The organism is Streptomyces sp. NPDC057424 (genome assembly GCF_042803315.1).
Taxonomy (GTDB): domain Bacteria; phylum Actinomycetota; class Actinomycetes; order Streptomycetales; family Streptomycetaceae; genus Streptomyces.
The window spans coordinates 14,278-40,537 of the sequence record NZ_JBHVCP010000041.1 but is presented as its reverse complement, the minus strand read 5'-3'; the positions used below and the strand labels follow the sequence as shown (position 1 = coordinate 40,537).

Annotated in this window: 24 protein-coding genes and 1 riboswitch; of the genes, 2 read left to right on the top strand and 22 right to left on the bottom strand. The window is 71.3% G+C overall.

The annotated features are described in order from the left end of the window. Positions 1–67: 67 nt before the first annotated feature. Together ACFU3E_RS27320 and ACFU3E_RS27315 are read right to left on the bottom strand one after the other, a co-directional pair. Positions 68–982 (bottom strand): peptidoglycan DD-metalloendopeptidase family protein, encoded by a 915-nt coding sequence (locus ACFU3E_RS27320; protein WP_384163562.1) that lies wholly within the window; start codon positions 980–982, stop codon positions 68–70. Between the two features lie 4 nt (positions 983–986). Beyond that, a riboswitch (cyclic di-AMP (ydaO/yuaA leader) is annotated at positions 987–1,141 on the bottom strand. A 315-nt stretch (positions 1,142–1,456) separates the two neighbouring features. Then, positions 1,457–3,535 carry an alpha-galactosidase gene (locus ACFU3E_RS27315; RefSeq protein ID WP_384163559.1) on the bottom strand — a complete coding sequence of 693 codons (2,079 nt, stop codon included), beginning with the start codon at positions 3,533–3,535 and terminating at the stop codon, positions 1,457–1,459. Between the two features lie 176 nt (positions 3,536–3,711). On the opposite strand from ACFU3E_RS27315, the gene ACFU3E_RS27310 reads away from it, so the two are divergent. Further along, the gene (locus ACFU3E_RS27310) at positions 3,712–4,509 is read left to right on the top strand and encodes a tyrosine-protein phosphatase (protein ID WP_384163555.1); all 798 of its coding nucleotides are present in this window, start codon (positions 3,712–3,714) and stop codon (positions 4,507–4,509) included. A 15-nt stretch (positions 4,510–4,524) separates the two neighbouring features. Here the strand turns inward: ACFU3E_RS27310 and ACFU3E_RS27305 are convergent, their stop codons facing one another. From ACFU3E_RS27305 to ACFU3E_RS27255, 11 genes are all read right to left on the bottom strand, one after another. After that, positions 4,525–4,644 carry a DUF6126 family protein gene (locus ACFU3E_RS27305; protein ID WP_384163552.1) on the bottom strand — a complete coding sequence of 40 codons (120 nt, stop codon included), beginning with the start codon at positions 4,642–4,644 and terminating at the stop codon, positions 4,525–4,527. Continuing rightward, positions 4,641–5,288 carry a helix-turn-helix domain-containing protein gene (locus ACFU3E_RS27300; protein ID WP_384163548.1) on the bottom strand — a complete coding sequence of 216 codons (648 nt, stop codon included), beginning with the start codon at positions 5,286–5,288 and terminating at the stop codon, positions 4,641–4,643. The genes ACFU3E_RS27305 and ACFU3E_RS27300 overlap by 4 nt, the downstream gene beginning before the upstream one ends. A 74-nt stretch (positions 5,289–5,362) precedes the next feature. Beyond that, entirely contained in the window at positions 5,363–6,778 is a 1,416-nt protein-coding gene (locus ACFU3E_RS27295; RefSeq protein ID WP_384163545.1) for an aspartate aminotransferase family protein, read from the bottom strand. Beyond that, on the bottom strand, positions 6,775–8,670 hold the full coding sequence (gene dxs, locus ACFU3E_RS27290; RefSeq protein ID WP_384163542.1) for a 1-deoxy-D-xylulose-5-phosphate synthase: 1,896 nt from the start codon (positions 8,668–8,670) through the stop codon (positions 6,775–6,777). The genes ACFU3E_RS27295 and dxs overlap by 4 nt, the downstream gene beginning before the upstream one ends. Before the next feature lie 29 nt (positions 8,671–8,699). Further along, positions 8,700–9,857, bottom strand: coding sequence for a flavodoxin-dependent (E)-4-hydroxy-3-methylbut-2-enyl-diphosphate synthase (gene ispG / locus ACFU3E_RS27285; protein WP_384163539.1), 1,158 nt, complete (start codon positions 9,855–9,857; stop codon positions 8,700–8,702). Positions 9,858–9,861: 4 nt separating this feature from the next. After that, a complete protein-coding gene (gene hpnH / locus ACFU3E_RS27280) occupies positions 9,862–10,884 on the bottom strand; it encodes an adenosyl-hopene transferase HpnH (RefSeq protein ID WP_030840883.1) in 1,023 nt (340 codons plus the stop codon). Between the two features lie 5 nt (positions 10,885–10,889). Further along, positions 10,890–11,531, bottom strand: coding sequence for a 1-hydroxy-2-methyl-2-butenyl 4-diphosphate reductase (locus ACFU3E_RS27275; protein WP_384163535.1), 642 nt, complete (start codon positions 11,529–11,531; stop codon positions 10,890–10,892). Then, positions 11,531–13,588 (bottom strand): squalene--hopene cyclase, encoded by a 2,058-nt coding sequence (gene shc / locus ACFU3E_RS27270; protein WP_384163532.1) that lies wholly within the window; start codon positions 13,586–13,588, stop codon positions 11,531–11,533. Before shc ends, ACFU3E_RS27275 begins: the two co-directional genes overlap by 1 nt. A 122-nt stretch (positions 13,589–13,710) precedes the next feature. Then, on the bottom strand, positions 13,711–14,844 hold the full coding sequence (locus ACFU3E_RS27265; protein WP_384163678.1) for a polyprenyl synthetase family protein: 1,134 nt from the start codon (positions 14,842–14,844) through the stop codon (positions 13,711–13,713). Beyond that, complete coding sequence (hpnE, locus tag ACFU3E_RS27260; RefSeq protein ID WP_384163529.1) at positions 14,844–16,256, bottom strand: hydroxysqualene dehydroxylase HpnE; 1,413 nt, start codon at positions 16,254–16,256, stop codon at positions 14,844–14,846. Before hpnE ends, ACFU3E_RS27265 begins: the two co-directional genes overlap by 1 nt. Continuing rightward, entirely contained in the window at positions 16,256–16,414 is a 159-nt protein-coding gene (locus ACFU3E_RS27255) for a DUF6380 family protein (RefSeq protein ID WP_384163675.1), read from the bottom strand. The genes hpnE and ACFU3E_RS27255 overlap by 1 nt, the downstream gene beginning before the upstream one ends. Between ACFU3E_RS27255 and ACFU3E_RS27250 the strand changes: the two genes are divergently transcribed. Then, positions 16,388–16,663, top strand: a complete 276-nt coding sequence (locus ACFU3E_RS27250; protein WP_384163687.1) for a hypothetical protein — start codon at positions 16,388–16,390, stop codon at positions 16,661–16,663. The genes ACFU3E_RS27255 and ACFU3E_RS27250 overlap by 27 nt on opposite strands. An 83-nt stretch (positions 16,664–16,746) precedes the next feature. Here ACFU3E_RS27250 and hpnD read toward each other — a convergent pair whose 3' ends face one another. The 9 genes from hpnD to ACFU3E_RS27205 form a co-directional block, all read right to left on the bottom strand. After that, a complete protein-coding gene (hpnD, locus tag ACFU3E_RS27245) occupies positions 16,747–17,697 on the bottom strand; it encodes a presqualene diphosphate synthase HpnD (protein WP_384163526.1) in 951 nt (316 codons plus the stop codon). Beyond that, a complete protein-coding gene (gene hpnC, locus ACFU3E_RS27240) occupies positions 17,694–18,596 on the bottom strand; it encodes a squalene synthase HpnC (RefSeq protein ID WP_384163523.1) in 903 nt (300 codons plus the stop codon). Before hpnC ends, hpnD begins: the two co-directional genes overlap by 4 nt. A 360-nt stretch (positions 18,597–18,956) precedes the next feature. Beyond that, positions 18,957–19,727: an ABC transporter ATP-binding protein gene (locus ACFU3E_RS27235; RefSeq protein WP_384163672.1), complete on the bottom strand. Its 771-nt coding sequence runs from the start codon at positions 19,725–19,727 to the stop codon at positions 18,957–18,959. 4 nt (positions 19,728–19,731) lie between these two features. Next, positions 19,732–20,667 (bottom strand): ABC transporter permease, encoded by a 936-nt coding sequence (locus ACFU3E_RS27230; protein ID WP_384163520.1) that lies wholly within the window; start codon positions 20,665–20,667, stop codon positions 19,732–19,734. A gap of 107 nt (positions 20,668–20,774) precedes the next feature. Beyond that, the gene (locus ACFU3E_RS27225) at positions 20,775–21,647 is read right to left on the bottom strand and encodes a glycosyltransferase family 2 protein (RefSeq protein WP_384163669.1); all 873 of its coding nucleotides are present in this window, start codon (positions 21,645–21,647) and stop codon (positions 20,775–20,777) included. Between the two features lie 5 nt (positions 21,648–21,652). Then, entirely contained in the window at positions 21,653–22,432 is a 780-nt protein-coding gene (locus ACFU3E_RS27220) for a CDP-alcohol phosphatidyltransferase family protein (protein WP_384163517.1), read from the bottom strand. Next, positions 22,410–23,471: an iron-containing alcohol dehydrogenase family protein gene (locus ACFU3E_RS27215; RefSeq protein ID WP_384163514.1), complete on the bottom strand. Its 1,062-nt coding sequence runs from the start codon at positions 23,469–23,471 to the stop codon at positions 22,410–22,412. The genes ACFU3E_RS27220 and ACFU3E_RS27215 overlap by 23 nt, the downstream gene beginning before the upstream one ends. Next, on the bottom strand, positions 23,459–24,211 hold the full coding sequence (locus ACFU3E_RS27210) for a sugar phosphate nucleotidyltransferase (RefSeq protein ID WP_384163511.1): 753 nt from the start codon (positions 24,209–24,211) through the stop codon (positions 23,459–23,461). The genes ACFU3E_RS27215 and ACFU3E_RS27210 overlap by 13 nt, the downstream gene beginning before the upstream one ends. Next, positions 24,208–26,022, bottom strand: a complete 1,815-nt coding sequence (locus ACFU3E_RS27205) for a DUF5941 domain-containing protein (protein WP_384163508.1) — start codon at positions 26,020–26,022, stop codon at positions 24,208–24,210. Before ACFU3E_RS27205 ends, ACFU3E_RS27210 begins: the two co-directional genes overlap by 4 nt. Positions 26,023–26,260: the final 238 nt, after the last annotated feature.

The following is a 26,260-nucleotide window of genomic DNA, read 5'->3' as shown; positions in this document are numbered from 1 at the left end:
CCGAAGGCCGGACCCGGCGATCGGGGTCCGGCCTTCGGTCGCGTGTCAGGCTGCGGGAGATCGGCCGTCAGCCGACGGAGACGCCGTGCGAGCGCAGGAAGGCGACCGGGTCCACGTCCGAGCCGTAGTCCGGCGTGGTACGGATCTCGAAGTGCAGGTGCGGTCCGGTCACGTTGCCGGTCGCGCCCGACAGGCCGACCTGCTGCCCGGCGGTCACGGTCTGGCCGGCCGAGACGGAGAGCTGGGACAGGTGGGCGTACTGGGCGTAGTTGCCGTCCGCGAGCTTGATGACGACCTGGTTGCCGTACGCGCCGCCCCAGCCGGCGGAGACGACCGTGCCCGCGCCGACGGCCTTGAGGGAGGTGCCGGTCGGGACGACGAAGTCGACGCCGGTGTGGTAGCCGCTGGACCACATGCTGCCGGACATGCGGTACGGGGTGCCGACGGTGGCGCCGGCCACCGGGACGCTGTAGCCACTGGAGTTGGCTTCGGCGGCGGGCTTGGCGGCGGCCGGCTTCGCGGCGGTCTCGGCCTTCGGGGCCGACTCGGCGGCGGACGACTTCGAGGCCGAGGGCTTGGGCGCGGACGGGGCCGAGGCCTTCGGCGCGCTCGCCGCCTTCTTGCTGACCGACAGCTTCAGGCCGGGGTGGATCAGCGACGGGTCGGAGCCGACGACGTCACGGTTGTCCGCGTAGAGCTTCTTCCAACCGCCGCTGACGTTCTGGTCGTCGGCGATCTTCGCGAGGTAGTCGCCGGCCTTCACGGTGTACGTGCGGGCACCGCCGGCCTTCGCGGCGGCCTGCTTCTCGGCGGCCGGAGCGGACTGGACGGCCTTTTCCGGAGCCGACTGCCCGGTGGCGGCGTGGGCGCCTGCGGCTCCCATGAGCGGCAGGGCGAGGGCGGCCCCGCCGGTGCCGGCGACGGCGATGGAGCGGGTGAAACGCTGGGTCTTGGGACGGCGGTGCTTACCCTTCGCGGGCATGGCGAATTCCTCTCCGTCGCCTGCGAGGTGAGCTGTCGGGTGCGGGCTGGAGATGCCCGGCCGCGCCGGGGCGCGGCTTAACCCCAAGCCGTTCCGGGAACCGGAACAGGCGTCTTACCTGTGGGTCCCCCGCTCCTGCCGTGCGTCGGGTCAGTGTGTGGGGCTCCGGGCGGCGGCAGGATTAGGCGTCCGTCCGGATTGGTGTGGAACGTAAGCGACCAAGACGCAACGGGACAAGCTTGCGGTTGCCCGGGGCGGTGTTTTTCTTGACGCGTCACCACATTTGCCGTCACCGAGCGTGGATTACCGATCTCCCGCTTTCCTCAATGGCCCTGAATAGCGCCAGAATTACGTGAACATGGCGACAACGTATCGTCACGAATATGACGATGGTCACGCGCCCCGAACTCATCTCCTTTACGATCGGGGCACGTTGCCCCTTTACGGCTTAAACACCCTATTCGGACAGAACGACTACTTACGCTTAAGGCGGACGACCGCGGCGTCCAGATCCCCGCACAGGCCGACCCGCAGTCCATGGTGAAGCAGTAGGGCCCCGCGGTGCACTTCGCCCGTTTCGAGGCATTCGTACGATGCGGTCGGGTCGAGGGCGCGCAACCGGAGCGCCGGCACGGGCTCGCCGTAACGCTGCGCCTGGAGCCAGGCGAGGACGACGGTCTCGTCGCCGAGGGCGTACTGCACGGCGCTCAGTCCGCCCTCCGGAGGACGCAGCCGGTACAGGTCGCCCTGCTGCACCACGGGCCGGATCTCCTTGTAGAGACCCACCCATTCCCGCGCCTCGGCGAGCTCCTCCCGCGTCCACTGCGTGAGGTCACCGCCGACCCCCAGCACCCCGGCCATCGCGCTGACGAACCGGAACCGCAGGGAACTGGCCCGCCGGTTGAGCATGGCGTTCGGACTGTCGGTGACCCAGGCGGCCATGACCCGGGCCGGATGGAGCTGACTGAAGCCGTGCTGGATGGCGAGCCGGTCGAGCGGGTCGGTGTTGTCCGACGTCCAGACCTGGTCCGCACGGCTCAGCACCCCGAGGTCGATCCGGCCGCCGCCGCCCGAGCAGGACTCGAAGGCCACGCCCGGGTGGGCGGCCCGCAGCCGGTCCAGCAGGGCGTACAGGCCCCGGACGTGGTCGACCCACAGCCGCTGCGGGTAGGGGTCGTCCGGCCAGCCGGCGTCGGTGAAGCAGCGGTTGAAGTCCCACTTGACGTAGTCGACGGGGGCACTGGAGAGGAGCCCGTCGAGCTGCTCCCACAGGTACACCCGGACGTCCTCGCGAGCCAGGTTCAGTACGAGCTGATTACGGAACTCCGTCCGCTTTCGTCCCGGTTGGTACTGAACCCAGTCGGGGTGCGCGCGGTACAGATCGCTGTCCGGGTTGACCATCTCGGGCTCGACCCAGATCCCGAACTGCATGCCGAGACCGTGCACGTGGTCGGCGAGCGGCTTCAGCCCGCCCGGGAAACGGCCGGGGTTCGGGGTCCAGTCGCCGAGCCCGGCCCGGTCGCTGGTGCGCGCCCCGAACCAGCCGTCGTCGACCACGAACAGCTCGACACCGATGGCCGCGGCCCGCTCGGCCAGCGCCCGCTGCTGCTCCTCGGAGATGTCGAACTCGGTGGCCTCCCAGGAGTTGAACAGCACCGGCCGGTCCCGGCCCGCGTCCGGGATCACGTACGTCCGCTGGTAGGCGTGCCAGGCGCGGCTCGCCCCGCCGAAGCCGCCGTCGCTCCAGAGCCCGGCGAAGACGGGGGTCGTGTACGACTCTCCCGTGCCCAGCGTCAGCAGGCCCGAGTCGTCGTAGCCGGCGCCGCCGGTGATCTGCACCGTTGTGTCCGGGAGCTGGGCCACGGCGATGCGCCAGGAACCGGACCAGCCCAGGGCGCAGCCGTAGACCTCGCCGTGCTCCTCGGTGGCGCCGGCGTCCAGGGCGACCCACGGCAGGTGCTGGTGGGAGGTGTGACCGCGGCGGCTGCCGATGACCTTCTCTCCGTGGGTGAGGGGGGAGCGCGTCAGCCGTGACTCGGCGCCCCAGCGGCCGTGCAGCTGGGACAGCCGCCAGGCGTCGCGGTCGGGCAGGGTCCAGGTGGCGGAGTCGGCGCGCAGCAGCTCGACGGCCGGTCCCCGGTTGTCCAGGGTCACCCAGCGCTCGACGACATCCGTCGAGGAGCGCATCCGGTAGTGCAGCGTGACGGCGAGGTCGCCGTCACGGAACCGCAGCCGCAGCTCGTCGTCCTCGGTGTCGTGTCCCTCGAGGACCCACTCGGTACCGCGCCGCTCGGGCGTGCGTACGGAGAGGGCAGGGCGGACGAAACGGGGGCCGCCCTCGACCGGGTACTCCTCGCGCCCGTCGAGCGGAGCCTCGAAGGGCCAGTAGTCCGGCAGCGGCCGGACGGCGAGGGCCTCGGCGTCGGCGAGGCCGATCCGGGGGCCCCAGTGCAGGTGCAGCAGTTCGTCCCGGTCGGTGACGTGGACGGCGTAGCTGCTGGCCGGCCCGGAGAGCACCCACGTACGACCGTCTTCGGAGATGTCCAGCACCATGCCCCCACAGATTCGAACAAGCCCGACCAGGTGCGACCAGTCAGCAACATCATCAAGGGCCACGGCGGCCCCGGGCAACGCCTGTGGACAACTCATTGCCTCAGGCAGGCATGTCGTATCGTCGAGTGACGCCCGTCGACGAGCCGCGCCGGCGGCACCGAAGGGGAGGAGCCCTCGTGACACAGCAGGTCCCGTCGACCGAGCCCGAGCTGGCCGGAGTGCGCAACTTCCGTGATGTGGGCGGACTTCCGACCGTGGACGGGCGGCGGGTGCGCCAGGGAGTGCTGTTCCGCAGCGGTCACCTCGCCCACGCGACCGGAGAGGACGCCGCCTTCCTCACCACCCTGGGCCTGCACACGATCTTCGACTTCCGCAACGCGGCGGACCAGAAGCTCGAGGGCCCGGACGTCGCGCTGCCGGGCGTGCGCAATGTGAACCTGCCGCTGAGCGACCCCGCCGACGGCGCCGAGTTCTGGAAGATGGTCCGCGACGGCGACTTGGGCCAGCTCCGCGCGATCCTCGCGGACGGCAAGGGCGCGGGCCGGATGATCGCCTCGTACCGCATGATCATCAAGGACCGCACGGGTGAGCACTCCCGGGTGCTGCACGAGCTCGCGGAGGACAGCGTCCCCGCGCTGATGCACTGCGCGGCGGGCAAGGACCGCGCGGGGCTGTCCGTCGCGGTGACACTGCTCGCGGTGGGCGTCGAACGCGAGGCGATCGTCGACGACTACCTGAAGTCGAACGCCAAGCACCGCCGCTACAAGGTGCACCGCAGCAGCTCCGCCGCCTCGGCCTACTCCCCCGAGGTCATGGAGCTGCTCAGTCCCCTCTTCGACGCGCGCGCCGAGTACCTGACGGCGGCCTTCGACACCATCGAGGAGACCTGGGGCGGCGTCGGCACCTACCTGGAGAAGGGGCTGAAGCTCACCCCGGAGACCCGCGAGCAGCTGCGCGAGCGGCTTCTCGACTGAGACGCCCGGGCGGGGCTACTTGGCGCCGACCTCGAACAGCAGGTAGACGAACGCGGCGAAGACGTGCCCGAGGATGAGATAGATGAGCAGCCTCACCCACAGGGCGCGGGGAAACCTCTGCTCCATGTCGCTCACGCCATGTCTCCAGAGGTGGGGCCCAGGCACAGCGCGGCCGTGGGGCTCTGCAGCAGGGTGTGGACGAAGAGCAGCTCGACTCCGTCGTGGTCCTCGGCGGCGATCCGGTGCGGGGTGAGGGAGTCGAAGTGGGCGCTGTCCCCGGGGGCCAGCCGGTGCGTGGTGTCCCCGAGGCGCAGCCGCAGCCGGCCGCGCAGCACATGGAGCCACTCCTCGCCGGGGTGGACGCGGACGATGTCGCCCTGGGAGCCGTGGGGGACGTGGACGCGCAGGGCCTGCATCCCGCGGCCGGGGGCGCCGGCCTGCCAGTAGGTCCAGCCGCCCGCCGCGGTGGGTTCCATGTCGGCGGCGCGGATGACGGAGTCCCGTTCGGCGACCGTCTCACCGAGCAGTTCGGAGACGGTCGTACCGTAGATGCGGGCGAGTGCGAGCAGCATCGGCAAAGAGGGCTGCCGCTGCCCGGTCTCCAGGCGGGAGAGATGGGCGGGCGACAGCCCGGCGGCGCGGGACGCGGCCTCCAGCGTCAGGGAAGCCTGACGCCGAAGCGCCCGCAGCTGGGGCGCGACGACGGCGGGCAGCGCACCGGCCGGCTGGTCGGCCGGCGCCTCGGCCCCTGGGGGCCGCTCGGTCTCGGAGGGGCTCATGCCTCCATTCAGCCGGAGCCTTGCCTCACCGGCAAATTTCTTGCCTCACAGGCAAAGACCCGGGAGGCGGAGCCTCAGCGGTTGGCCACCGCCTGCTTGACGAGCGTCTTGCCGAAGTCCCACACCAGCCCACCGTTGTGCGCGTCGTCCATCACGGCGGTGAAGGCGTCGACGAACCGGTCCACCTCCCGCTCGCCGATGATCAGCGGCGGGATCAGCTTGATCACCTCCATGTGGTCGCCGGAGACCTGGGTGAGGATCCGGTGCCGCTGCAGCAGCGGCACGGCGACCATCTGGGCGAAGAGCCCCTTGCGAGCGGCCTGGAGCATGGCCCAGCGGCTGCGCAGCTTCAGCGACCTGGGCCGTCCGAACTCGATGCCGATCATCAGGCCCCGGCCGCGGACCTCGGCGAGCATCTCGTACGTGTCCGTGAGCGCGGCCAGCCGGGACCGGAGCCGCTCCCCGGTGGCACGGACGCCCGCGACGATCTGCTCGTTCTCCATCACCGACAGCACCGCGAGGCCCGCCGCCATGGCCTGCGCGTTGGATCCGAAGCTCGCCGAGTGGACGAGCACCCGGTCCATGGACGAGTAGACCTTCTTGAAGATCCAGTCCTTGCCGATCGTGGCGCCGACCGGCACATAGCCGCCGGAGAGCGCCTTGGCCACGCACACCAGGTCGGGTTCCACACCGTCCTCGTGCTGGTAGGCGTAGAAGTCGCCGGTCCGGCCGAGGCCGGTCTGCACCTCGTCGGCGATGAGCAGGGCCTTGTGCCGGTGCAGCAGCTCCTGGGCGGCCCGCAGCCAGCCGGGCGGCCCTTCCAGGACGCCCTTGCCCTGGATCGGCTCGACGATCAGCGCGGCGACGTCGCCCTTCCTGAGCTCCCGCTCCAGCGCGTCGAGATCGCCGAGCGGGACGGCCGTGTCGGGCAGCAGCGGGGCGAAGCCGTCGCGGAAGCCGGACTCCCCGTTCACGGAGAGGGAGCCGGTGGTCAGGCCGTGGAAGGCGTGCGCGCAGTACAGGACCCTGGGCCTGCCCGTGACGAACCGCGCGAACTTCAGCGCGCCCTCGACGGCCTCGGTGCCGCTGTTGCCGAAGAACACGCGGTCCAGGTGCGGGCTGTGCGCGAGCAGCTTCTCGGCCAGCAGGCCCGGCAGCGGCTGGCAGTCGAACCGGGTGAGGTCGGCGAGACCGGCGTCCAGGACGTCGTGCAGCGCCTTGCGTACGACGGGGTGGTGGCGGCCGAGGCCCATCACCCCGAACCCGGCGAGCATGTCCAGGTAGTCGTTGCCGTCCGCGTCGTAGAAGTAGGCGCCCTCGGCGCGCTCGTAGACCTTGTCGAAGCCGATGGTGTGCAGCATGCGCGGGAGCTGGTGGTTGAGGTACCGGCTGTGCAGCTCGTAGCGCTCGGCTCCGCGCTCGGCCAGCAGCTTGCCGAGGTCGAACTCCCCGGCCTGCGACGACTCCGACGCGGATTCGGCGGTTGTCATTCCTGTGGCTCCTTGGACTGCTCTTCCTTCACGGCCAGGCTCGCGCTGATCCGCCCGGCCACCTCGACGGGTGTCAGGCCGATGTCGGCGAGCACCTCACCGCGCTTGGCGTGCGCGAGGAACTGCTCGGGGATGCCGAACCGCCGTACCGGTACGTCGACCTCGGCGTCGCCCAGAGCCAGCGCCACAGCCGAACCGACCCCGGCCGCACGGCTGTTGTCCTCGACGACGGCGACCAGACGGTGCTCGGCGGCGAGGCCGGGGAGCGCCGGGTCGACGGGCTTGACCCAGCGCGGGTCGACGACGGTGCAACCGATGCCGCGCGCTTCGAGCAGCTCGGCGGCCTGGAGGCAGACCGGCGCCATCACGCCGACGGCCACCAGGAGAACCTGCGGCCGGTCGGAGCGGTGCAGCACGTCCAGTCCGCCCACCCGGTCCACGGCCGGGACCGACGGGCCGACGGACTCCTTCGGGAAGCGCACGAGCGTCGGCGCGTCGTCGACGGCGACGGCCTCACGCAGCTGGGACCGCAGCTGGTCGGCGTCCCGTGGCGCGGCGATCCTCAGCCCCGGCACGACCTGGAGGACGGACATGTCCCACATGCCGTTGTGGGAGGCCCCGTCGACGCCCGTCACCCCGGCCCGGTCCAGGACGAAGGTCACCCCGCAGCGGTGCAGGGCCACGTCCATGAGTAGCTGGTCGAAGGCGCGGTTGAGGAAGGTGGCGTAGACGGCGACGACCGGGTGCAGTCCGCCCGTCGCCAGGCCCGCCGCGGACACGGCCGCGTGCTGCTCGGCGATGCCGACGTCCCACACCCGGTCGGGGAACCGCTCGGCGAAGGCGCCGAGGCCGACCGGATGCAGCATGGCGGCGGTTATCGCCACCACGTCGTCCCGCTCCTCGCCGATCCGGACGATCTCCTCGCCGAACACCGAGGTCCAGGAGGGGCCGCCCGACGGGGAGAGCGGTGCGCAGGTCAGCGGGTCCATCACGCCGACGGTGTGGAAGTGGTCCTCCTCGTGGGCGAGGGCGGGCTCGTAGCCACGGCCCTTCTCCGTGAGGCAGTGGACGAGCACCGGCCCGTGGAAGCGTTTCGCGCGTCGCAGCGCGGACTGGACGGCCCCGATGTCGTGCCCGTCGATCGGCCCGACGTACTTCAGGCCCAGGTCCTCGAAGAGTCCCTGGGGGGCGAACGCGTCCTTGAAGCCCTTCTTCGCGCCGTGCAGGGCTTCGTAGAGGGTGTTGCCGACCAGGGGCGTGCCCTGGAGCACGTCCTTGCCCCAGGCCAGGACCCGCTCGTAGCCGTCGGTCGTGCGCAGGGTCGCGAGGTGGTCGGCGAGGCCGCCGATGGTGGGGGCGTAGGAGCGTTCGTTGTCGTTGACGACGATGATCAGCGGGCGGTTCTTGGCGGCCGCGATGTTGTTCAGCGCCTCCCAGGCCATGCCGCCGGTGAGCGCCCCGTCGCCGATGACCGCGACGACATGGCCCTTCTCGCCCTGCACCTGGCGGGCCTTGGCCAGCCCGTCGGCCCAGCCGAGGGCCGTGGAGGCGTGGCTGTTCTCGATGACGTCGTGCTCGGACTCCTCGCGTGAGGGGTAGCCGGACAGGCCTCCCTTGCCGCGCAGCTTGGAGAAGTCCTGGCGGCCGGTCAGCAGTTTGTGGACGTAGCTCTGGTGGCCGGTGTCCCACAGGATGCGGTCGGCCGGCGACTCGAAGACCCGGTGCAGGGCGACGGTCAGCTCCACCACGCCCAGGTTGGGTCCCAGATGGCCGCCGGTCCTGGCGACCGCGTGCACCAGGAACTCCCGGATCTCTTCGGCCAGTTCGCCTAGTTCCGCCTCGGACAGCGCCTTCAGGTCGCGTGGTCCCCGGATGCTCTCCAGAATCGTCACGCTCGGGCCCCCTTCGCATTCCGTGCTGCTCAGCTCACGGTGACGGCCGGCTCCCCCGACCCCACGCCGTCCTGCTCCATCTGCTCGGCGATCTTCATCGCCTCTTCGATCAGCGTCTCGACGATCTTGGACTCGGGGACGGTCTTGACGACCTCGCCCTTGACGAAGATCTGCCCCTTGCCGTTGCCGGAGGCGACGCCCAGATCGGCCTCCCGCGCCTCGCCGGGCCCGTTGACCACACACCCCATGACGGCGACCCGCAGCGGCACCTCCATGCCGTCGAGCCCGGCCGTGACCTCCTCGGCCAGCTTGTAGACGTCGACCTGGGCGCGGCCGCAGGACGGGCACGACACGATCTCCAGCCGGCGTTCCTTGAGCCCGAGGGACTGGAGGATCTGGATGCCGACCTTGACCTCCTCGGCCGGCGGCGCGGACAGCGAGACCCGGATCGTGTCGCCGATGCCCCGGGACAGCAGCGCCCCGAACGCCACCGCCGACTTGACCGTGCCCTGGAAGGCCGGCCCCGCCTCCGTCACGCCCAGGTGCAGCGGGTAGTCGCACTGCTCGGCGAGCTGCCGGTAGGCCTCGATCATCACGACCGGGTCGTTGTGCTTGACGGAGATCTTGATGTCCCGGAAGTCGTGCTCCTCGAACAGGGACGCCTCCCACAGCGCGCTCTCCACGAGCGCCTCCGGGGTGGCCCTGCCGTACTTCTGGAGGAGCCGGCGGTCCAGCGACCCGGCGTTGACGCCGATGCGGATCGGTGTGCCGTGGTCCTTCGCCGCCTGGGCGATCTCCTTGACCCGGTCGTCGAACTGCTTGATGTTGCCGGGATTGACGCGGACGGCCGCGCAGCCCGCCTCGATCGCCGCGAAGACGTACTTGGGCTGGAAGTGGATGTCCGCGATCACCGGGATCTGCGACTTGCGCGCGATGGTCGCGAGCGCGTCCGCGTCGTCCTGCGTGGGGCAGGCGACCCGGACGATCTGGCAGCCGGACGCGGTCAGCTCCGCGATCTGCTGCAACGTGGCGCCGACGTCCGACGTACGGGTCGTCGTCATCGACTGCACCGACACCGGGGCCCCGCCCCCGACCGCCACCGGACCGACCTGGATCCGGCGCGAGGCACGCCGTTCGGCGATCGGCCGGGCCGGCATGCCGGGGACACCCAGCGAGACAGCGGTCATGACGTCACTCCCGGTTCCCGGAGACCGTCTCGCGCATGGCGCGCAGGGACTCCTTCAGCGATCCCATGGTGGCGAGGACGGCGGTGGGCTCGTAGCCGCAGTGCGCCATGCAGTTGGCGCAGCGCGGGTCCTTGCCTCGGCCGTACTTGTCCCAGTCGGTGTCCTCGACCAGCTCCCGGTACGTCGGCACGTACCCGTCGCTCATCAGGTAGCAGGGGCGCTGCCAGCCGAAGAGCGAGTAGTTCGGGATCGCCCACGCCGTGCACGGGAAGTCGACCTTGCCCTCCAGGAAGTCCAGGAAGAGCGGGGAGTGGTTGAGCCGCCAGCGCCGCCGGTTGCCGCCCGAGAAGGCCTTCTTGAACAGCTCGCGGGTCTGCTCCACGCCGAGGAAGTGCTCCTGGTCGGGGGCCTTCTCGTAGGCGTAGGCGGGCGAGATCATCATCTCGTCGACCTGGAGGTCGTCGTTGAGGAAGTTCAGCACCTCGATGATGGTCTGCGGGGTGTCGGTGTTGAAGAAGGTCGAGTTGGTGGTGACCCGGAAGCCCCGCCGCTTGGCCTCCTTGATCGCCTCCACGGCCTCGTCGAACACGCCCTCCTTGGCCACCGACTCGTCGTGCCGCTCGCGCAGCCCGTCGATGTGCACCGCGAAGGCGAAGTAGGGCGACGGCGTGAACGTGTCCATCTTCTTGCGCAGCAGCATCGCGTTGGTGCAGAGGAAGACGTACTTCCGCTTGGCCACCAGCTGACGCACGATCTCGTCGATCTGCGGGTGCATCAGCGGCTCGCCACCGGCGATGGACACCATCGGGGCGCCGGACTCCATGACCGCCCCCACGGCCTGGGCGACCGGCATCCGCTGCTTGAGCACCCCGGCCGGATGCTGGATCTTGCCGCACCCCTCGCACTTGAGATTGCAGGCGAACAGCGGTTCCAGTTCGACGATCAGGGGAAACTTGTCGCGTCGGCGGATCTTCTGTTCAGCCAAGTATGTAGCGACCTTGATGGACTGTCGGAGCGGCATGGCCATCTGGCTCACCTCCTGGGGAGCAGCAAGGAACGGTGCCATTCGAAGAAAGCGGGAAGCACGGAACGAAGGACACGGAAAGCTGATATTCCACCGCGCACCGTGCCGATCCGGACGAGTTCATGTTCAGGAGCGTCCACGACCACCCGGACGGCCGCAACCGGGCGCTCGCCCGCGCGCACGGCGCTCAGAAGCGTGACGGCGGACTCCATGTCGACCGCGATAGCGCCGGTGGCGCGCAGCGCGGACCGTTCGGGGCCCCGCACGACGTGGTCGGAGCCGGTGAGCGGCCCGGTGTGCACCGTCCGCCCGGGCAGCGCGCGGGCCAGTTCCTTCACCAGCAGCTCGGTCCCGACGCAGGGGGTCGTGCCGCGCGGGTCGCGGGTCTCCTCGGCGACGACCAGATCGCCGGGGTGCATACCCGGCGCGAGACCCGCGCAGAAGCCGGTGGCCAGGACGGCGGCGTCACGCAGGGCCGGGTCGGCCAGCACGCGGCTGACGGCCCGCTCGGCGGCCGCCGGACCCATGCCCGTCCGCAGCACCGTGACCGGCCCGCCGGCCCCGCCCCGGCCGCCCGCGCGCAGGGCGAACTGCTCGATGCCGAGCGCGCAGGCGATCAGCAGCGGGACCGGGGCGGGCTGTGTGCTCATCAGCTTCCCTTGGCCTCGGCGAGCGGCTCGCCGGTCCCGCTCCCCCGGAGCTCCTCGGCCGTCCCGCTCCCCCGGAGCCTCCCGGCGAAGGGCTCTCCGTGCAGATAGCGGCCGAGCGCGGTGAGCGGGAACACCTGCCGGTAGAGGTGGTAGTTGATCGAGAAGTCCCACGGGAAGCCCGTCCCCGTGAAGTACGGCTCGTCCCAGGAGCCGTCCTCCCGCTGGGTGGCCGCGAGCCACTCGACACCCCGTTCGACGGCCCGGGAGTCCCGTTCCCCGGCCGCGAGCAGGGCCATCAGCGCCCACGCCGTCTGCGAGGCGGTCGAGGCGCCCCGGCCGCTCCATTCCTTGACGTGCTTGTAGGAGCGCAGGTCCTCGCCCCAGCCGCCGTCGTCGTTCTGGACCGACTCCAGCCAGGCGACGGCCCGCCGGATCGCCGGGTGCGCGGCGGGGACACCGGCGGCGGTCAGGGCGGGGACGACGGACCCGGTGCCGTAGACGTAGTTGACGCCCCAGCGCCCGAACCACGAGCCGTCCGGTTCCTGCTCGGCCAGCAGCCACTCGATGCCGCGCCGGGTGCGCGGGTCGTGGGCGAGGCCCTCGACCGCGAGCATCTCGACGACGTGTGCGGTGACATCGGCCGAGGGCGGGTCGATGACCTCGCCGAAGTCGCAGAACGGCAGCCGGTTCGGGAAGGGGCTGGTGTTGTCGACGTCGAAGGCGGCCCAGGCGCCGTTCTTCGACTGCATGCCGAGTGTCCAGCGCATGCCGCGGACGATGGCCCTGTCGACCCGCTCCGGGTCGTGGTGGGTGATCCGGCGCAGCGCGAGGATCACCTCGGCGGTGTCGTCGATGTCGGGGTAGTTGTCGTTGTGGAACTCGAACGCCCAGCCCCCGGGCGGCAGTCCGGGCCGCTTCACGGACCAGTCGCCCGGCCGGACGATCTCCTCGCCCAGCATCCAGTCGGCCGCCTTCACCAACTGCGGGTGATCGGTGGGCAGTCCGGCGTCCACGAGGGCGATGGCGGCCAGGCAGGTGTCCCACACGGGCGACTGGCAGGCCTCGATCATCCGGGCCCCGTCCTCGCGCCACACGGCGAACCGGTCCAGGGACGCCAATCCTTCGCGCATCACGGGGTGTTCGAGGTCGTAGCCGAGCAGATGCAGGGCGATGACCGAGTACACGGCCGGAGGCTGGATGCCGCCCCAGCAACCGTCGTTCTCCTGCCGCTCGATGATCCAGCGGGCGGCGCTGTTCATGGCGGCTCTGCGCAGTCCGCGCGGGGCGACCTTCCGCAGGGCGTGCAGGCCCTTGTCCATCCGCTGGAACGCCCCGTCCCAGCTGAACGGCGGGGCCAGGGGCTTGGGCGGGTTGGGCCGGTCCGGGTCGGTGTGCAGCTCGTCGAGCGGGAAGGGCGCGGGGCGTACCGGCCGCTTCGCGGAGACGATCGTCAGCGGGACGATGGTCTGCCGCGCCCAGCAGCCGAAGTCGTAGATGTTGAGCGGCACCCACTTCGGGAAGAAGACGAGCTCCGGCGGGAGTTCGGGCAGGTCCTCCCACTTCCACCAGCCGAACAGGGCCAGCCAGATCCGGGTGAAGACCCGGGCGGCGGCGATGCCGCCCTGTGCGCGGATCCAGGCCGAGGCCTTCGCCATGTGCGGGGCGTCGGGCGCGTCACCGGCCAGGCGGAGGGCGACGTACGCCTCGATGGTGGCGGACAGTTCGCTCGGCCCGCCGTAGAAGGTGGCCCAGGTGCCGTCCTCACCCTGCTCGCCGCGGATGAAGAGGGCGGCGGCCTGTGTGGTCTTCTCGTCGCGGATGCCGAGGAACTGACGGAGCAGCAGGTCCTCGGCGTCCATCGTGACGTTGGTCTCGAGGTCGCCCTTCCACCAGCCCTGGGCGTCCTGGCGGGAGAGCAGGAAGTCGGTGGCACGCCGGGCGGCGCGTGCGGCGGCTTCCGGTACCCCGGCCGCCCCGGGGGTGTCCGTGTCGGTGTCGCTGGCCGCGGCGGCGCGGGGTGGCAGGGCCCCGGTGCTTCCGTCGGTCGTCGCTGTCATGGCTTCCCCTTCGTGCAGTGGTGCAAGGTGTGCAGCTGCTGTGGGTCCGCCGTCGGCCGGTGCTCCGTGATGACTCGCGGCACCGGCCGGCGACTACGCGAGGGCTATTCGGCCGATGGTGATCATCTCTTTCGTACGACGACGAAGTCCGCGAGGGCCGTGAACTGTGCCCGCACCCGGTCGGGCATGTCGACGGCGTCGAGGGCTTCGATGGCGATGGTGTGCTGACGGCGTGCCTCGTCGGCGGTCCACTCGCGGCCGCCGGCCTCCTCGATGAGAGCGGCACGGGCCGCGAACTCCTCCTCGGAGAAGTTCGCGAAGTCGCTGCTCTTGGCGTCGGCGGCGAGGATCTCGCCGAGCCGCTCGGAGGCGGGGCCGCCCGCCGCGAGAGCGGCGACGACGGGCAGGGACTTCTTGCGCTGGCGCAGGTCGCTCCAGGTCTGCTTGCCGGTGGAGACCGGGTCGCCCCAGATGCCGAGCAGGTCGTCGACGGCCTGGAAGGCGAGGCCCAGGTGGTAGCCGTACTTCTCGAGGGTGTCGGCGGTGTGGTCGTCGGCGCCGCCGAGGACCGCGCCGATGGAGCTCGCGCAGGCGAGCAGGGCGCCGGTCTTGTTGCCCTCCATCTCCAGGCACTCCTCGACGCTGACACGGTCGCGGTGCTCGTAGGAGATGTCCTGGGCCTGGCCGTCGATCAGGGCACGGGTGGCGGTGGTCAGCCGGCGGGTGGCACGGCCGGCCTCGACGGTGCCGAGTTCGAGGAGCACCTCGTTGGCGAGGGCGAACAGGGCGTCCCCGACCAGGATGGCCTGGGCGGGGCCGTGCACCTTCCAGACCGTGTCGCGGTGGCGGCGCTGTTCGTCGCCGTCCATGAGGTCGTCGTGGAGGAGGGAGAAGTTGTGGACGAGCTCCACGGCGACGGCGCCGGGGATGCCGGTCTCGGGGGCGGCGGACGTGACCTCGGCGGACAGCATCGCGAGGGCGGGGCGCACGGCCTTGCCGCCGTCCCCCTCGGCGGGCCTGCCCTGGGCGTCGATCCATCCGAAGTGGTAGGCGGCAACAGTGTCCATGGGAGGTGCCAGGCGGTCGACGGCCGCCCGCAGTACCGGAGTGGCCAGGGTCCGGCCGCGCTCCAGCAGCGCGGTCACGTCCACCGCCTCGGCAGTCTTCGAGGCCGGGGGCACAGTGGGCACAGTCTCTCCTCTTGTCGCGGTACCGGGGGTGCGGGGGCCGCCTGCCGCGCCGGCCTGAGCCGGCATCATGCCGCCTCCTCGAACTCGAAGAGGGCTTGCGGACGGGGCCGGCCCAGGGCGCCCAGCACGGCGTCCGCCGCGCTCACGCCACTGCGGACCGCACTCTCCATGGTCGCGGGCCACCCGGTGGCGGTCCACGCTCCGGCCAGGCAGAGGCCGGATGCCTTGGTGCGGGCGCCGGGCCTGAGGCGCCCGACGCCGGGAGCGGGAGCGAACGTCGCGGTGCGCTCCCGGGTGACGAAGAAGTCCCTCACTTCGGCGCCGCGGGCCGGCGGCAGCAGCCGCTCCAGCTCGGGCAGGTACCGCTCGCGCAGCACCGCCACGGGCTCGTCGATCTCGTCCTGAGCCGCCGACTGCGACACGGCGAGGTACTGCCCCTCGCGCAGTCCCGAGCTGTCGGTCCGGTCGAAGACCCACTGCACGGGGCTGCCGAGGGCGGTGAAGAACGGCCGGCCGAGTACCTTCCGGTCGTACACCACATGGACGTTGAGGATCGGTGCGGTGCCGATCTCCAGGAGCCGCTCGGGCGCGTCGAGTGCGCCCGCGGGCAGCAGGCCGTGCGCCTCGCGCTGCGGTACGGCGAGGACCACCGCGTCGGCCACCAGCGTCTCGCCCGGAACCTCGACCACCCACTGCCCGTTCCCCTTCGAGGAGACGGAGGTGACGCGGGTGCGGACCTCGGTGCGGACGCCGGCGGAGTCGAGCGCCTTGCGGGCCAGCCGGTCGTGCAGGTCGCCCAGCGGAACCCGCGCCCAGCCGATGTCGGCGGCGCCCGGGTCGGAGAGCAGACCGGTCTTGAACACCATCGCGGCGAGCCCCAGGGAGGCGTCGGAAGCGACCGCGTTGAGGGTGGCGACCCCGACCAGGTCCCACAGGGCCTCGACGGCACGCGCCGACTGGCCGTGCGCGGCCAGCCAACTGCCGAAGTCCTGCGTGTCCAGCGCCGGGTCGGTGAGGTCGAGTCCCTTGAGCGCGAGCGCGGCCCGGCCCACCCTGGCGCGGTCGGCGAGCGACAGGTGCGGATAGGTGGCCAGGCTGCGCCCCAGGTGCAGCGGCACGGGCAGGGCGTCCCGCCGCAGCCTGCCCAGCCGGCGCCCCTCGGGCCGGGCGAGGTCCAGGACGGGTACGTCGAGCCGGTCCTGGAGCGGGGCGAGCGCGGCGCCCTCGATGCGGTCGAGGAACCAGCGGTAGGCGGTGCAGCAGCGCAGGTAGACGTGCTGGCCGTTGTCGACGGTGAGATCACCGCGCTGGAAGGAGAAGGCCAGACCGCCGAGCCGCGGCCTGCCCTCCAGCAGGGTGACGCGCACCCCGGCGTCGGCGAGCGCGAGCGCGGTGGTGACACCGGCGAGCCCGCCGCCCACCACGACGGCGTGCCGTCCGTCCGCGACCGGTCCGTGGGACCGCGTGCCGTGGCTCATCACGCCCCCTCCCCTGCGCGGCGGCCGAGCTGCTCGAACGGTGCACGGCCGGCCGTCTCCGTCAGGGACGCGGCCCCGCGCCGGAGGGTTGCCCGCCGGTTGGCTCCGACGGCTTGGCCGAGGGGGGCGTCGTGGCCTCGCTCGGCCGTGCGGGGCACGCGGGCGGGACCGTTCGGCCCGGCGCCGACGACCCCTACGCGCCCCCGCCGACGGACCGGGGAGAGTACCGGTTCGATCGCGTGGCGGGCATGCGGGGCGTCATGCCCGCGCCCGGCCGCCCCGGCCACACAGGCGGAAACGCCCGGCGCGGCGCCGACGACCGCGGCGTGGCCCCGCCGACGGACCGGGGAGAGCACCGGCTCGACCTCGTGGCGGGCATGCGGGGCGCGCGGCACCGCGCTCTTTGACGCTGCCCTGCGGCACAGGCCCGCACCCGCGCGGCCGGGGTGAGTCCGGGCGCCGGTGGTATCTCGCTGGACCGGTCCGTTCGTCACGCACGCCTCCTGACGGTCCGCCGGGTCACATGCCGGGCGTCCAGGCCGGACAGTCCGCGCACGGCGACGTACGCCTTCTCCCTGCCGGGCAGGGAGACCCGGCCGCGCAGCACGGCCTCCGGGTCGCGCTCGATGCGGTCGAGGAGACGGCGGTAGATGCCGGCCATGGCGGCGACACAGGCGCCGCTGCGCCGGTCGAGCATCGGGAGCAGCCGGTATCCCTCGGCGAACAGGGCGCGGGCCCGTCGCACCTCGAAGTGCACGAGGCCCGCGAAGTCGGAGCCCTCCGGCGGTTGCGGCCCGCTGAAGCCGGCCGAGCAGCCGAACTTGGCGAGATCGTCGGCGGGCAGGTAGGTCCGCCCGCCGACGGCGTCCTCGCGGATGTCTCTGAGGATGTTGGTGAGCTGAAGCGCGAGCCCGAGCGTGTCGGCGTACTCCGGCGCGCGGTCCGCGCCCCGCGTCCCCGGTTCCGTGCCGAACACACCGAGCGAGAGACGCCCGATCGCACCCGCCACGCACCGGCAGTAGACCTTCAGATCGTCCCAGGTCTCATAGGTCTCGCCGCGGACGTCCATCAGGACGCCGTCGATGAGCTCGTCCAGGCCGCTGAGCGGGATCGGGAAGTGCCCGGCCGCGTGCGAGAGGGCGACGGCGACCGGGTCGGTGTCGTCCTCGTCGACCTCGTCCTCACGGATCCGGGTGAGCAGCGCCCGGGTCTCCTCCAGCCTGGCCACCTTGACGTCGTCGCCGAGGGCGCCGTCGCCGATGTCGTCGACCCGCCGCGAGAACGCGTACAGCGCCGACATCGCACGGCGCTGGGGCGTCGGCAGCAGCCGGATGCCGTAGGCGAAGTTGCGGGCCTGCCGCCCGGTGATGGCCTCGCAGTAGCTGTAGGCGGCGAGTACCGGCGGGGACGCGTGTGGTTCCGACTCCACGGTCCGGATCACCCCTCTCCTCGCAGAGTCACGCCCACCTCACGCAGCAACCGGACCTTGCCGGGCTTGGGCGGGCCGGGAAGTACGTCGAATCCGGCGGCGGCGATCGCGTGGACGGCCGCCCTTCCCCCCGCCACGAACCCTGCGAGCAGCAGCTTCAGCCTGCCGTGGACGCTACCCACCAAGGGGGCGCCTTCATTCAGGAGATCCCGGGCCCTTTGCGTTTCGTACGCAATCAACGCCCGGACCGACGCTCCGGCGGATGTCGTGGCGAGATCCGCTTCCTGGACGTGGAAGCGTTTCATGTCGGCGGCGGGCAGGTAGATGCGGTCGCGGGCGAGGTCCTCGGTGACGTCCTGGAGGTGCTCGACGATCTGGAGGGCCGTGCAGATCAGGTCGGAACGGCGGATCCGCTCGGGTGTCGAGGTACCGGTGACGGCGAGGACGAGACGGCCGACGGGGTTGGCGGACAGCTCGCAGTAGGCGAGCAGGTCGTCGTAGGTCTCGTAGCGGCCGACCAGCTGGTCCTGGCGGTTGGCGGCGATCAGGCCGAGGAACGGCCCGGGGGTCAGCGAGCGGCGGCGCACGGTCGGCTGGAGGCGGCGCAGCAGGGGATGGCGCGGCGTCGAGTCGAACACCCGGCGCAGGTCCGCCTCGAAGGCGTCCAGCAGAACCAGCCGGTCCTCGGCCTCGCGCGGGGACACACCGAGCAGACGGGCGTCGGCGCCGCCGGGGGCCAGGTCGCCGTCCCCGATGTCGTCGACCAGGCGGGCGAAGCCGTAGACGGCCATGAGGTCGGTGCGCCAGGCCCGGGGCAGGAAGAAGGGGGCCACCGGGAAGTTCTCACCGGCGGCCTTGTCGAGCGTGCCGCGCTCCGGATCGAGGGGGCGCGCCGTGCCGGTTCCCGTCACCGCCGGCTGCCCGGCGCGGGGACGGCACGTGCTGCGTGGAGCTGGGGAGTTTCCGAAGCCATCGCCGTCACATCTCCCGTTCTACACTGCCGACCCAATACGCACTATTTCGGACACGCCGCCCGGCCGTCCGCACGGTGGCCCGACGGGCGGTGTCGCGCATTATTGCCCTGATTGCCGTGTTTCGGGACCGGTACAGCTTACGTTGTACAACGCGACACGGTTCGTCAGGGTGTCCCGCACATCACGAGAACACACCGATTGGCCCCAAGGTTCCTGAGATGGGGCGGAGTTGACGTTTCCTTTGCAGACGCCGGGCCCCGCCGGAGCAGTTCCGCCGGGGCCCTGTCCGAAATCGGGCTACTTGCCCGTGAACTTCTCGTACTCCTTGAGCACCTCGTCGGTGGGGCCGTCCATGCGCAGCTCGCCGCGCTCCAGCCACAGGACGCGGTTGCAGGTGTCGCGGATGGACTTGTTGTTGTGACTGACCAGGAACACCGTGCCGGCTTCCTTGCGCAGCTCCCGGATGCGATCCTCGGAGCGCTTCTGGAACTTCCGGTCGCCCGTCGCCAGGGCCTCGTCGATCATCAGGACGTCGTGGTCCTTGGCCGCGGCGATGGAGAAGCGGAGCCGGGCCGCCATGCCGGAGGAGTAGGTGCGCATGGGCAGGGTGATGAAGTCGCCCTTCTCGTTGATGCCGGAGAAGTCGACGATCTCCTGGTAGCGCTCCTTGATCTCCTCACGGGACATGCCCATGGCGAGCCCGCCCAGTATGACGTTCCGTTCGCCGGTGAGGTCGTTCATCAGGGCCGCGTTGACGCCGAGCAGCGAGGGCTGGCCGTCGGTGTAGACCTTGCCCTGCTCGGCGGGGAGCAGACCGGCGATGGCCCGCAGCAGGGTGGACTTGCCGGAGCCGTTGGAGCCGATCAGGCCGATGGCCTCGCCCCGGTACGCCACGAAGGAGACGCCGCGCACCGCGTGCACCTTGCGCACGCCCCGCTCCTCACCGCGCTTGACGATGCGGCTGAGGGCCGCCGTGGCACTGCCCTTGCCGGCCTTGGCGCCGTTGACGCGGTAGACGATGTGCAGGTCGTCCGCGATGACGGTGGGGATCCGCTCGTCCTGCTTCATCGGATCAGCCACGGCCGTACCTCTCTTCCGCCTTCCAGAAGTACACGAAGCCGACCCCGCCGGCCACCAGCGCCCAGCCGAGGGCGAAGGCCCACACGTGATCAGGCAGGTACGAGGAGTCGTATCCGTCGATCATCGCGAACCGGATGAGGTCCATGTAGATCGCGGCGGGGTTCCACTGCAGGACGTCGGTGACCCAGCCCGGGAGGTCCTTCTCCGCGAGCATCGCCGGGATGCTGAACATCACGCCCGACGCGTACATCCAGGTGCGCAGTATGAACGGCATCAGCTGGGCCAGGTCGGGCGTCTTGCTGCCCATGCGGGCGAAGATCAGCGCGAGGCCCGAGTTGAAGACGAACTGCAGGGTCAGCGCGGGCACGATGAGCAGCCAGGACAGGTCGGGGAAGCTGCCGAACGCCAGCATGATCACGACGAGCACGACCATGGAGTAGAGCAACTGCTGAAGCTGCTGGAGCGCAAAGGAGATCGGCAGCGAGGCGCGCGGGAAGTGCAGGGCGCGCACCAGGCCCAGATTGCCGGAGATGGCGCGCACGCCCGCCAGTGCGGAACTCTGGGTGAAGGTGAAGACGAACACGCCGGTCACCAGGAACGGCACGTAGATGTCGTGCGGGATACCGCGCCGGGCGTTCAGCAGCAGCCCGAAGATGAAGAAGTACACGGCCGCGTTCAGCAGCGGCGTGGCCACCTGCCACAGCTGGCCCAGCTTGGCCTGGCTGTACTGGGCGGTCAGCTTCGCCCGGGAGAAGGCGAGGATGAAGTGCCGCCGGTCCCAGAGCTGACGGACGTACTCGATGAGGGACGGCCGGGCGCCGCTCACGGTCAGCCCGTGCCTGGCGGCGAGTTCCGTCGCCGTGAGGCCCTCGTCGGGCGCCGCGGGCGCGCTCACCGCGACCGTGGCGTCGTGCGTTGTCTCACTCACTAGTGGAAACTTTCGTCTTCGAGATGCTCGGCCTGTGCCGGTCTGGCATGAGCCGGGGCCAGAGTACGGCCCCGGGGGGCTCCCGGGTGTTCCCGGATACGAGCTTGTCAGATGACGGGGGGCCGGCCCAGCCGGGTCAGCCGCCACACCGTACGCCACTTCATGGGCCGCCGGGGCCCGCAGGAGGTGGCCCAGCCTTCGCGGAAGCCGCCGAACCAGGCCCGCAGCGCACTGCGGGAGGGACGGCGCACAAGAGTGAGCAGCAGCCACACGCCGAGGTAGACCGGGACGAGGAGCGCGGGGAGGTTGCGGCGGGCCAGCCAGACGCGGTTGCGGGCCACCATGCGGTGGTAGACCGCGTGCCGCGAGGGAGCGGTCGTCGGGTGGTACAGCACCATGTCGGACCGGTAGTCGATCATCCAGCCCGCGTCGAGGGCCCGCCATGCCAGATCGGTTTCCTCGTGCGCGTAGAAGAATGCGTCCGGCAGTCCGCCGACGTCGGCGAAGACGCGGGTGCGGACGGCGTTGGCGCCGCCGAGGAAGGTGGTCACGCGCGAGGAGCGCATCGGGTCGGAGGCACGCAGCCGCGGGACGTGGCGGCGCTGGGTGACGCCGGTCTCCGGGTCGGCTATGCGGAAACTCACGATGCCGAGCTTCGGGTCGGCCTCGAACGCCGCGCGGCACAGCTCCGCGGTGTCGTGGCCCGCGAGCAGTCCGTCGTCGTCGAGGAAGAGCAGGATGTCGACGTCCCGGCCGGCGGGTCCGAAGGCCTCGATGCCGGCGTTGCGCCCGCCGGGGATGCCGAGGTTCTCGGGCAGCTCGATCGTACGGACGCCCTCGGGGACGTCGGGCACGGGCGAGCCGTTGCCGACGACGACCACCTCGACCGGGTCGCCGTCCTGCTTGGCGACGGAGTCGAGGAGGGCGCGCAGCTCCTCGGGCCGGTTGCCCATGGTGATGATGACGGCGCCGACCTTCATGCCGCTCACTTCAGCCTGCTCGAAGCGAGGATGGACACGAGGTGCAGCAGGGTCTGCACCAGGGCGATGCCGGCCAGTACCGCGACGCCGAGCCGCGAGAAGAACAGGTCTCCGCGGACCTGGTCCGCGATCGCCAGCACCAGGATCAGCAGGGTCGCCTCGATGCCGAGGATCAGCCGGTGGAACTGCAGGGCGGCGGCGGCCTTGCGGGCCAGCGCCATGCCGGAGGAGCGCATCTCGGCGGCGGCCTCCTTGACGGGAGGCTTTCCGGCCTGGTGCCGGGCGACGCCGACGAGGTCGGTCTCCGCCTTGATCAGGATGGCGCCGAGGGCGGCCAGGGTGCCGAGGAAGGCCCACAGCCAGTCGATCCGGCCGCTGCCCCACAGGTCGGCGGCGCGCAGGCCGAAGCCGGTGAGCACCGCGGCGTCGGTGAGGTAGGCACCGACGCGGTCCAGGTAGACGCCGTTGAGGGAGTACTGCTTCTTCCAGCGCGCGATCTCGCCGTCGACGCAGTCCAGCAGCAGGTACAGCTGGACCATGAGCACGCCGAGAACGGCGCCCGCGATCCCCGGCACGAGCAGTGCCGGGGCCGCGAGCACACCGAAGACGGTCATCAGGTACGTGAGCTGGTTGGGCGTGACCCTGGTGTTGACCAGGTAGCGGTCGACCCGCAGGGACACCTCGCGCATGTAGAGGCGTCCCATCCAGTGCTCACCGCTGCGCCGGTCCTTCACTCCTGGGGGGTGAACGACGGGGCGGAGTTCAGCTACCGATGGCCTTGACATAGTCGGCGTAGGTGTCCTTGATCTGTTCGGTGTTCAGGTCGAGGTGTTCGAGGATGGTGTAGCGGCCGGGCCGGGTCTCCGGGGCGAACTCGACGGCCTTGACGAACTCGTCCGTCGTGAATCCGATCTCGTCCGGCAGCACGGGCAGCCCGTGCCTGCGCAGCACCTCGGCCATGTAAGCCGACTCCTCGTGCGCCCCGCGCAGCCACATCGCGAAGGCCGCGCCGAGACCGCACTGCTCGCCGTGGGCCGCGGCCCGCTTGGGGTAGAGCAGGTCGAAGGCGTGGTTGATCTCGTGGCACGCCCCGGAGGAGGGCCGCGAGTCGCCGGAGACCGACATGGCGATGCCGCTGAGGACCAGTGCCTCGGCGAGCACCTGGAGGAAGTCGTTGTCGCCGATGCCGCCCGGGTGCCGCAGTACGGCCTCACCGGCCTGGCGGGCCATGGCCGCGGCGAGGCCGTCGATCCGCTCGCCCTTGACGCGGTTGGCCAGTTCCCAGTCCGCGATCGCGGAGATGTTGGAGACGGCGTCACCGATGCCGGCGCGTACGTAACGGACCGGCGCGTCACGGATGACGTCCAGGTCGATGACGACCGCGATCGGGTTCGGCACACCGTACGAGCCGCGGCCCGCGTCGTTGTCGAGGGTGGCGACCGGCGAGCACAGGCCGTCGTGCGCGAGGTTCGTCGGCACGGCGACCAGGGGCAGGCCGACGCGTGCCGCGGCGAACTTGGCGCAGTCGATGATCTTGCCGCCGCCGAGGCCGACGACCGCGTCGAAGTGGCCGGCCTTTATGTCGTTCGCCAGCCGGACCGCGTCGTCGAGGGTGCCGCCGCCGACCTCGTACCAGGTGGCGCCGGGCATGCTCGGCGAGATGCGCTCGCGCAGCCTGGCGCCGGAGCCGCCGCTGACGGCGACGGCGAGGCGGCCGGAGTGCGAGATGCGCTCGTCGGCGAGGACGCACGCCAGGTCGTCGAGAGCACCCGGGCGGATGTCGACGACGAGCGGCGAGGGGATGAGCCGGGTCAGTACTGGCACGCGATCTCCCGTCCCCGGGCGAGGTCGTCGTGGTTGTCGATCTCCACCCACTTGACGTCGCCGATGGGCGCCACGTCGATGCGGAAGCCGCGGTTGACCAGCTCCTGGTAGCCGTGCTCGTAGAACTGCTGCGGGTCGGTCTCCCACACGGCCTTGAGCGCGTCGGCCAGCTCGGGGGCGGCGTCGCCCTCGATCAGCGTGACGCCGATGTACTCGCCGGTGGCCTCGGCCGGGTCCATCAGCTTGGTGATCTTCGTCATGCCCTTGGCGGGGTCGACGACGACCTTCATCTCCTCGTCGGCGAGCTGCTTGACCGTGTCGAGGGCGAGGATGATCTTCTTGCCGTCGCCGCGGGCGGCGAGCAGCGTCTTCTCGACGGAGACCGGGTGGACGGTGTCGCCGTTGGCGAGGATCACCCCGTCCTTGAGGGCGTCACGCCCGCACCACAGGGAGTAGGCGTTGTTCCACTCCTCGGCCTTGTCGTTGTCGATGAGGGTGAGCTTGAGGCCGTACTTCTGCTCGAGGGCTTCCTTGCGCGCGTACACGGCCTCCTTGCGGTAGCCGACGATGATCGCGACCTCGGTCAGACCGATCTCGGCGAAGTTGCCGAGGGTCAGGTCGAGAACCGTGGGTTCGCCTTCTATGCCCGCGGGGCCCACCGGCACCAGCGCCTTGGGAAGGCTGTCGGTGTAGGGGCGCAGACGCCGTCCGGCGCCGGCCGCAAGCACGAGGCCGATCATGCGGTTTCTCCTTCATCGTGTACGGCGGGTGCGCCGCCCTTGTGGACGGCGACCCAGAAGCGGATGCTCTCGACGAGCACCACCAGGGCCACGGCCACGGCCAGTGCCGTGAGCGCGACCGTGAACTGCGAGGCGGTGAGCAGCGCGGCGAGGACGGTGACGAGCAGCGTCCGCCCCTCGTGCCCCCCGATGGAGCGCACCAGCCAGGCCGGGGGCGCTCCGGCGTCGCCGCGGATGCGGTAGACCGTGTCGTAGTGATGGTAGGCGACCGCGGCCACCAGCCCGAAAGCCGCGGGAAGGGCTCCGTTCACGTCCGCCCGGGCCGCCAGGACCAGGACGGTGCCGTACTCGGCGGCGCGGAGGATCGGGGGGACCAGCCAGTCGAGGGCGCCCTTCAGGGGGCGGGCGACCGCGAGGCCCGAGGTCAGGGCGTAGACGAGGGCCGCGACGACCGGCCAGGGGCCGCCGAAGTCCGTCAGCGCCGCGGTGAGGACGACGGCGAGACCGCCGAGCAGGGCGACGACGGGTGCGGTGAAACCCGGCAGCGTGCGGGCGGCCTTCCTGGACGCCTCCGCGACGCCCTGCGCGAGCGTGCCGCTGTCGGCGAGGTCGGCCAGGGCGCCGGCGGCCCGGTCGGTCCGCTCGGCCCTGCGGGTCAGGGAACGCAGCACCCGGCCGGCCGTGGTGTACGTCGCGGCGAAGGCGCAGCCGATGAGCAGCGCGTAGAAGGTGATGCGAGGCGTCGTGAGCGCCGTCAGGACGGCGATCATCGCCCAGCGCTCGCCGATCGGCAGGACGATCATGCGGCGCACCCAGACCGTCCAGCCGACGCTGTCGAGCTTGTCGGAGAGGGCGGCGGTGGGGCTGGTGTTGGCGGTGGCGTCGTGGTTGGCCTCGTTGAAGGAGAAGTCCACGACGTGCCGGCAGGTCTGCAGGACCATCGCGCCGAGGGCGAGGGCCCAGACGTCGTCGCCGCCGCGGGCGGCCCCGAGCGCGAGGCCGGCGTAGTAGGCGTACTCCTTGGCCCGGTCGAAGGTGGCGTCCAGCCAGGCGCCGAGCGTGGAGTACTGCAGGGAGTAGCGGGCCAGCTGGCCGTCGGTGCAGTCCAGCACGAAGGACGCGATCAGCAGGACACCGGCCGCGACGAAGCCGCCGCGGGTGCCGGTGGCCGCGCAGGCCGCCGCTATGAGGGCGGTGAACAGGGAGGCGGTGGTGACCTGGTTGGGGGTCAGGCCGCGGCGGGCGCACCAGCGGGCGATGTAGCGGGAGTACGGGCTGATGCAGTAGGTGGTGAAGAAGCCGTCGCGGGACTTCACCGCCGACTTCAGGCGTACGGCCTCGTCGTCGACGTCCGCCACCGCCTGCCGTGCCTCGTTGCGGGCCTGCGGGTCGGCGGGGACGGCGGCGACGAGGCTGCCCAGCTCGGGGCGGTGCACGTCGGTCCCGTCGGCGCCGAGTGCGGTGTGGATGCGGTCGGCGAGGCTGTCGACGAGGGTGGTGCCGCCGCCGGCGGAGTTCTCGCGGGCCATCGCCCGGGTCAGGGCCTGGCGGCCGGCCGGCTGGGCGGTGACGGCGCCCGGGATCGCGGCGAGCGGGAAGCGGGGGTCGGTGAGGCCGAGGCGCAGCGCGTGCACGTGCCCCACGAAGCGGGCGTCGACCAGGGCGACCCGTTCGTCGCCCGGCACCTCGGCGAGGAGGGTCTCGGCCTCGGTGGCGTCGGCCGCGATCCGGAGGTCGAACCCGAGGGACCGCAGGTCGGCCTCGATCGACGATCCGGGGACCGGCTGGCCGGTGAGGATGGCGGTCGACAACCGAATTCACTCCCTGGGTACCGACGCGTCCGCGCCGGTGATGTACATGGGGGACGCCTTCTCCGGTGGCTCCCGGGCGGCGTGTCGGCAGAGGGTATCGGATGCCGGGAAGGCCGCGTTCACCGCCCGTTCGGCAGCTGGATCGACGTGGTTCGCGCAAGCCCTTGCCGCGATCATCATCGGGGATCCTGGGCCCGCCTCACAAACCGTGCCCCCCTAAGCGGACATCCGGGGACAT

Coding starts and splice junctions, on each gene's coding strand:
- ACFU3E_RS27320 (WP_384163562.1), bottom strand. CDS start 982: ATGCCCGCGAAGGGTAAGCACCGCCGTCCCAAGACCCAGCGTTTCACC.
- ACFU3E_RS27315 (WP_384163559.1), bottom strand. CDS start 3,535: ATGGTGCTGGACATCTCCGAAGACGGTCGTACGTGGGTGCTCTCCGGG.
- ACFU3E_RS27300 (WP_384163548.1), bottom strand. CDS start 5,288: ATGAGCCCCTCCGAGACCGAGCGGCCCCCAGGGGCCGAGGCGCCGGCC.
- ACFU3E_RS27295 (WP_384163545.1), bottom strand. CDS start 6,778: ATGACAACCGCCGAATCCGCGTCGGAGTCGTCGCAGGCCGGGGAGTTC.
- ispG (WP_384163539.1), bottom strand. CDS start 9,857: ATGACCGCTGTCTCGCTGGGTGTCCCCGGCATGCCGGCCCGGCCGATC.
- hpnH (WP_030840883.1), bottom strand. CDS start 10,884: ATGGCCATGCCGCTCCGACAGTCCATCAAGGTCGCTACATACTTGGCT.
- ACFU3E_RS27275 (WP_384163535.1), bottom strand. CDS start 11,531: ATGAGCACACAGCCCGCCCCGGTCCCGCTGCTGATCGCCTGCGCGCTC.
- shc (WP_384163532.1), bottom strand. CDS start 13,588: ATGACAGCGACGACCGACGGAAGCACCGGGGCCCTGCCACCCCGCGCC.
- ACFU3E_RS27265 (WP_384163678.1), bottom strand. CDS start 14,844: ATGCCGGCTCAGGCCGGCGCGGCAGGCGGCCCCCGCACCCCCGGTACC.
- hpnE (WP_384163529.1), bottom strand. CDS start 16,256: ATGAGCCACGGCACGCGGTCCCACGGACCGGTCGCGGACGGACGGCAC.
- ACFU3E_RS27235 (WP_384163672.1), bottom strand. CDS start 19,727: ATGAAGCAGGACGAGCGGATCCCCACCGTCATCGCGGACGACCTGCAC.
- ACFU3E_RS27225 (WP_384163669.1), bottom strand. CDS start 21,647: ATGAAGGTCGGCGCCGTCATCATCACCATGGGCAACCGGCCCGAGGAG.
- ACFU3E_RS27220 (WP_384163517.1), bottom strand. CDS start 22,432: ATGTCAAGGCCATCGGTAGCTGAACTCCGCCCCGTCGTTCACCCCCCA.
- ACFU3E_RS27210 (WP_384163511.1), bottom strand. CDS start 24,211: ATGATCGGCCTCGTGCTTGCGGCCGGCGCCGGACGGCGTCTGCGCCCC.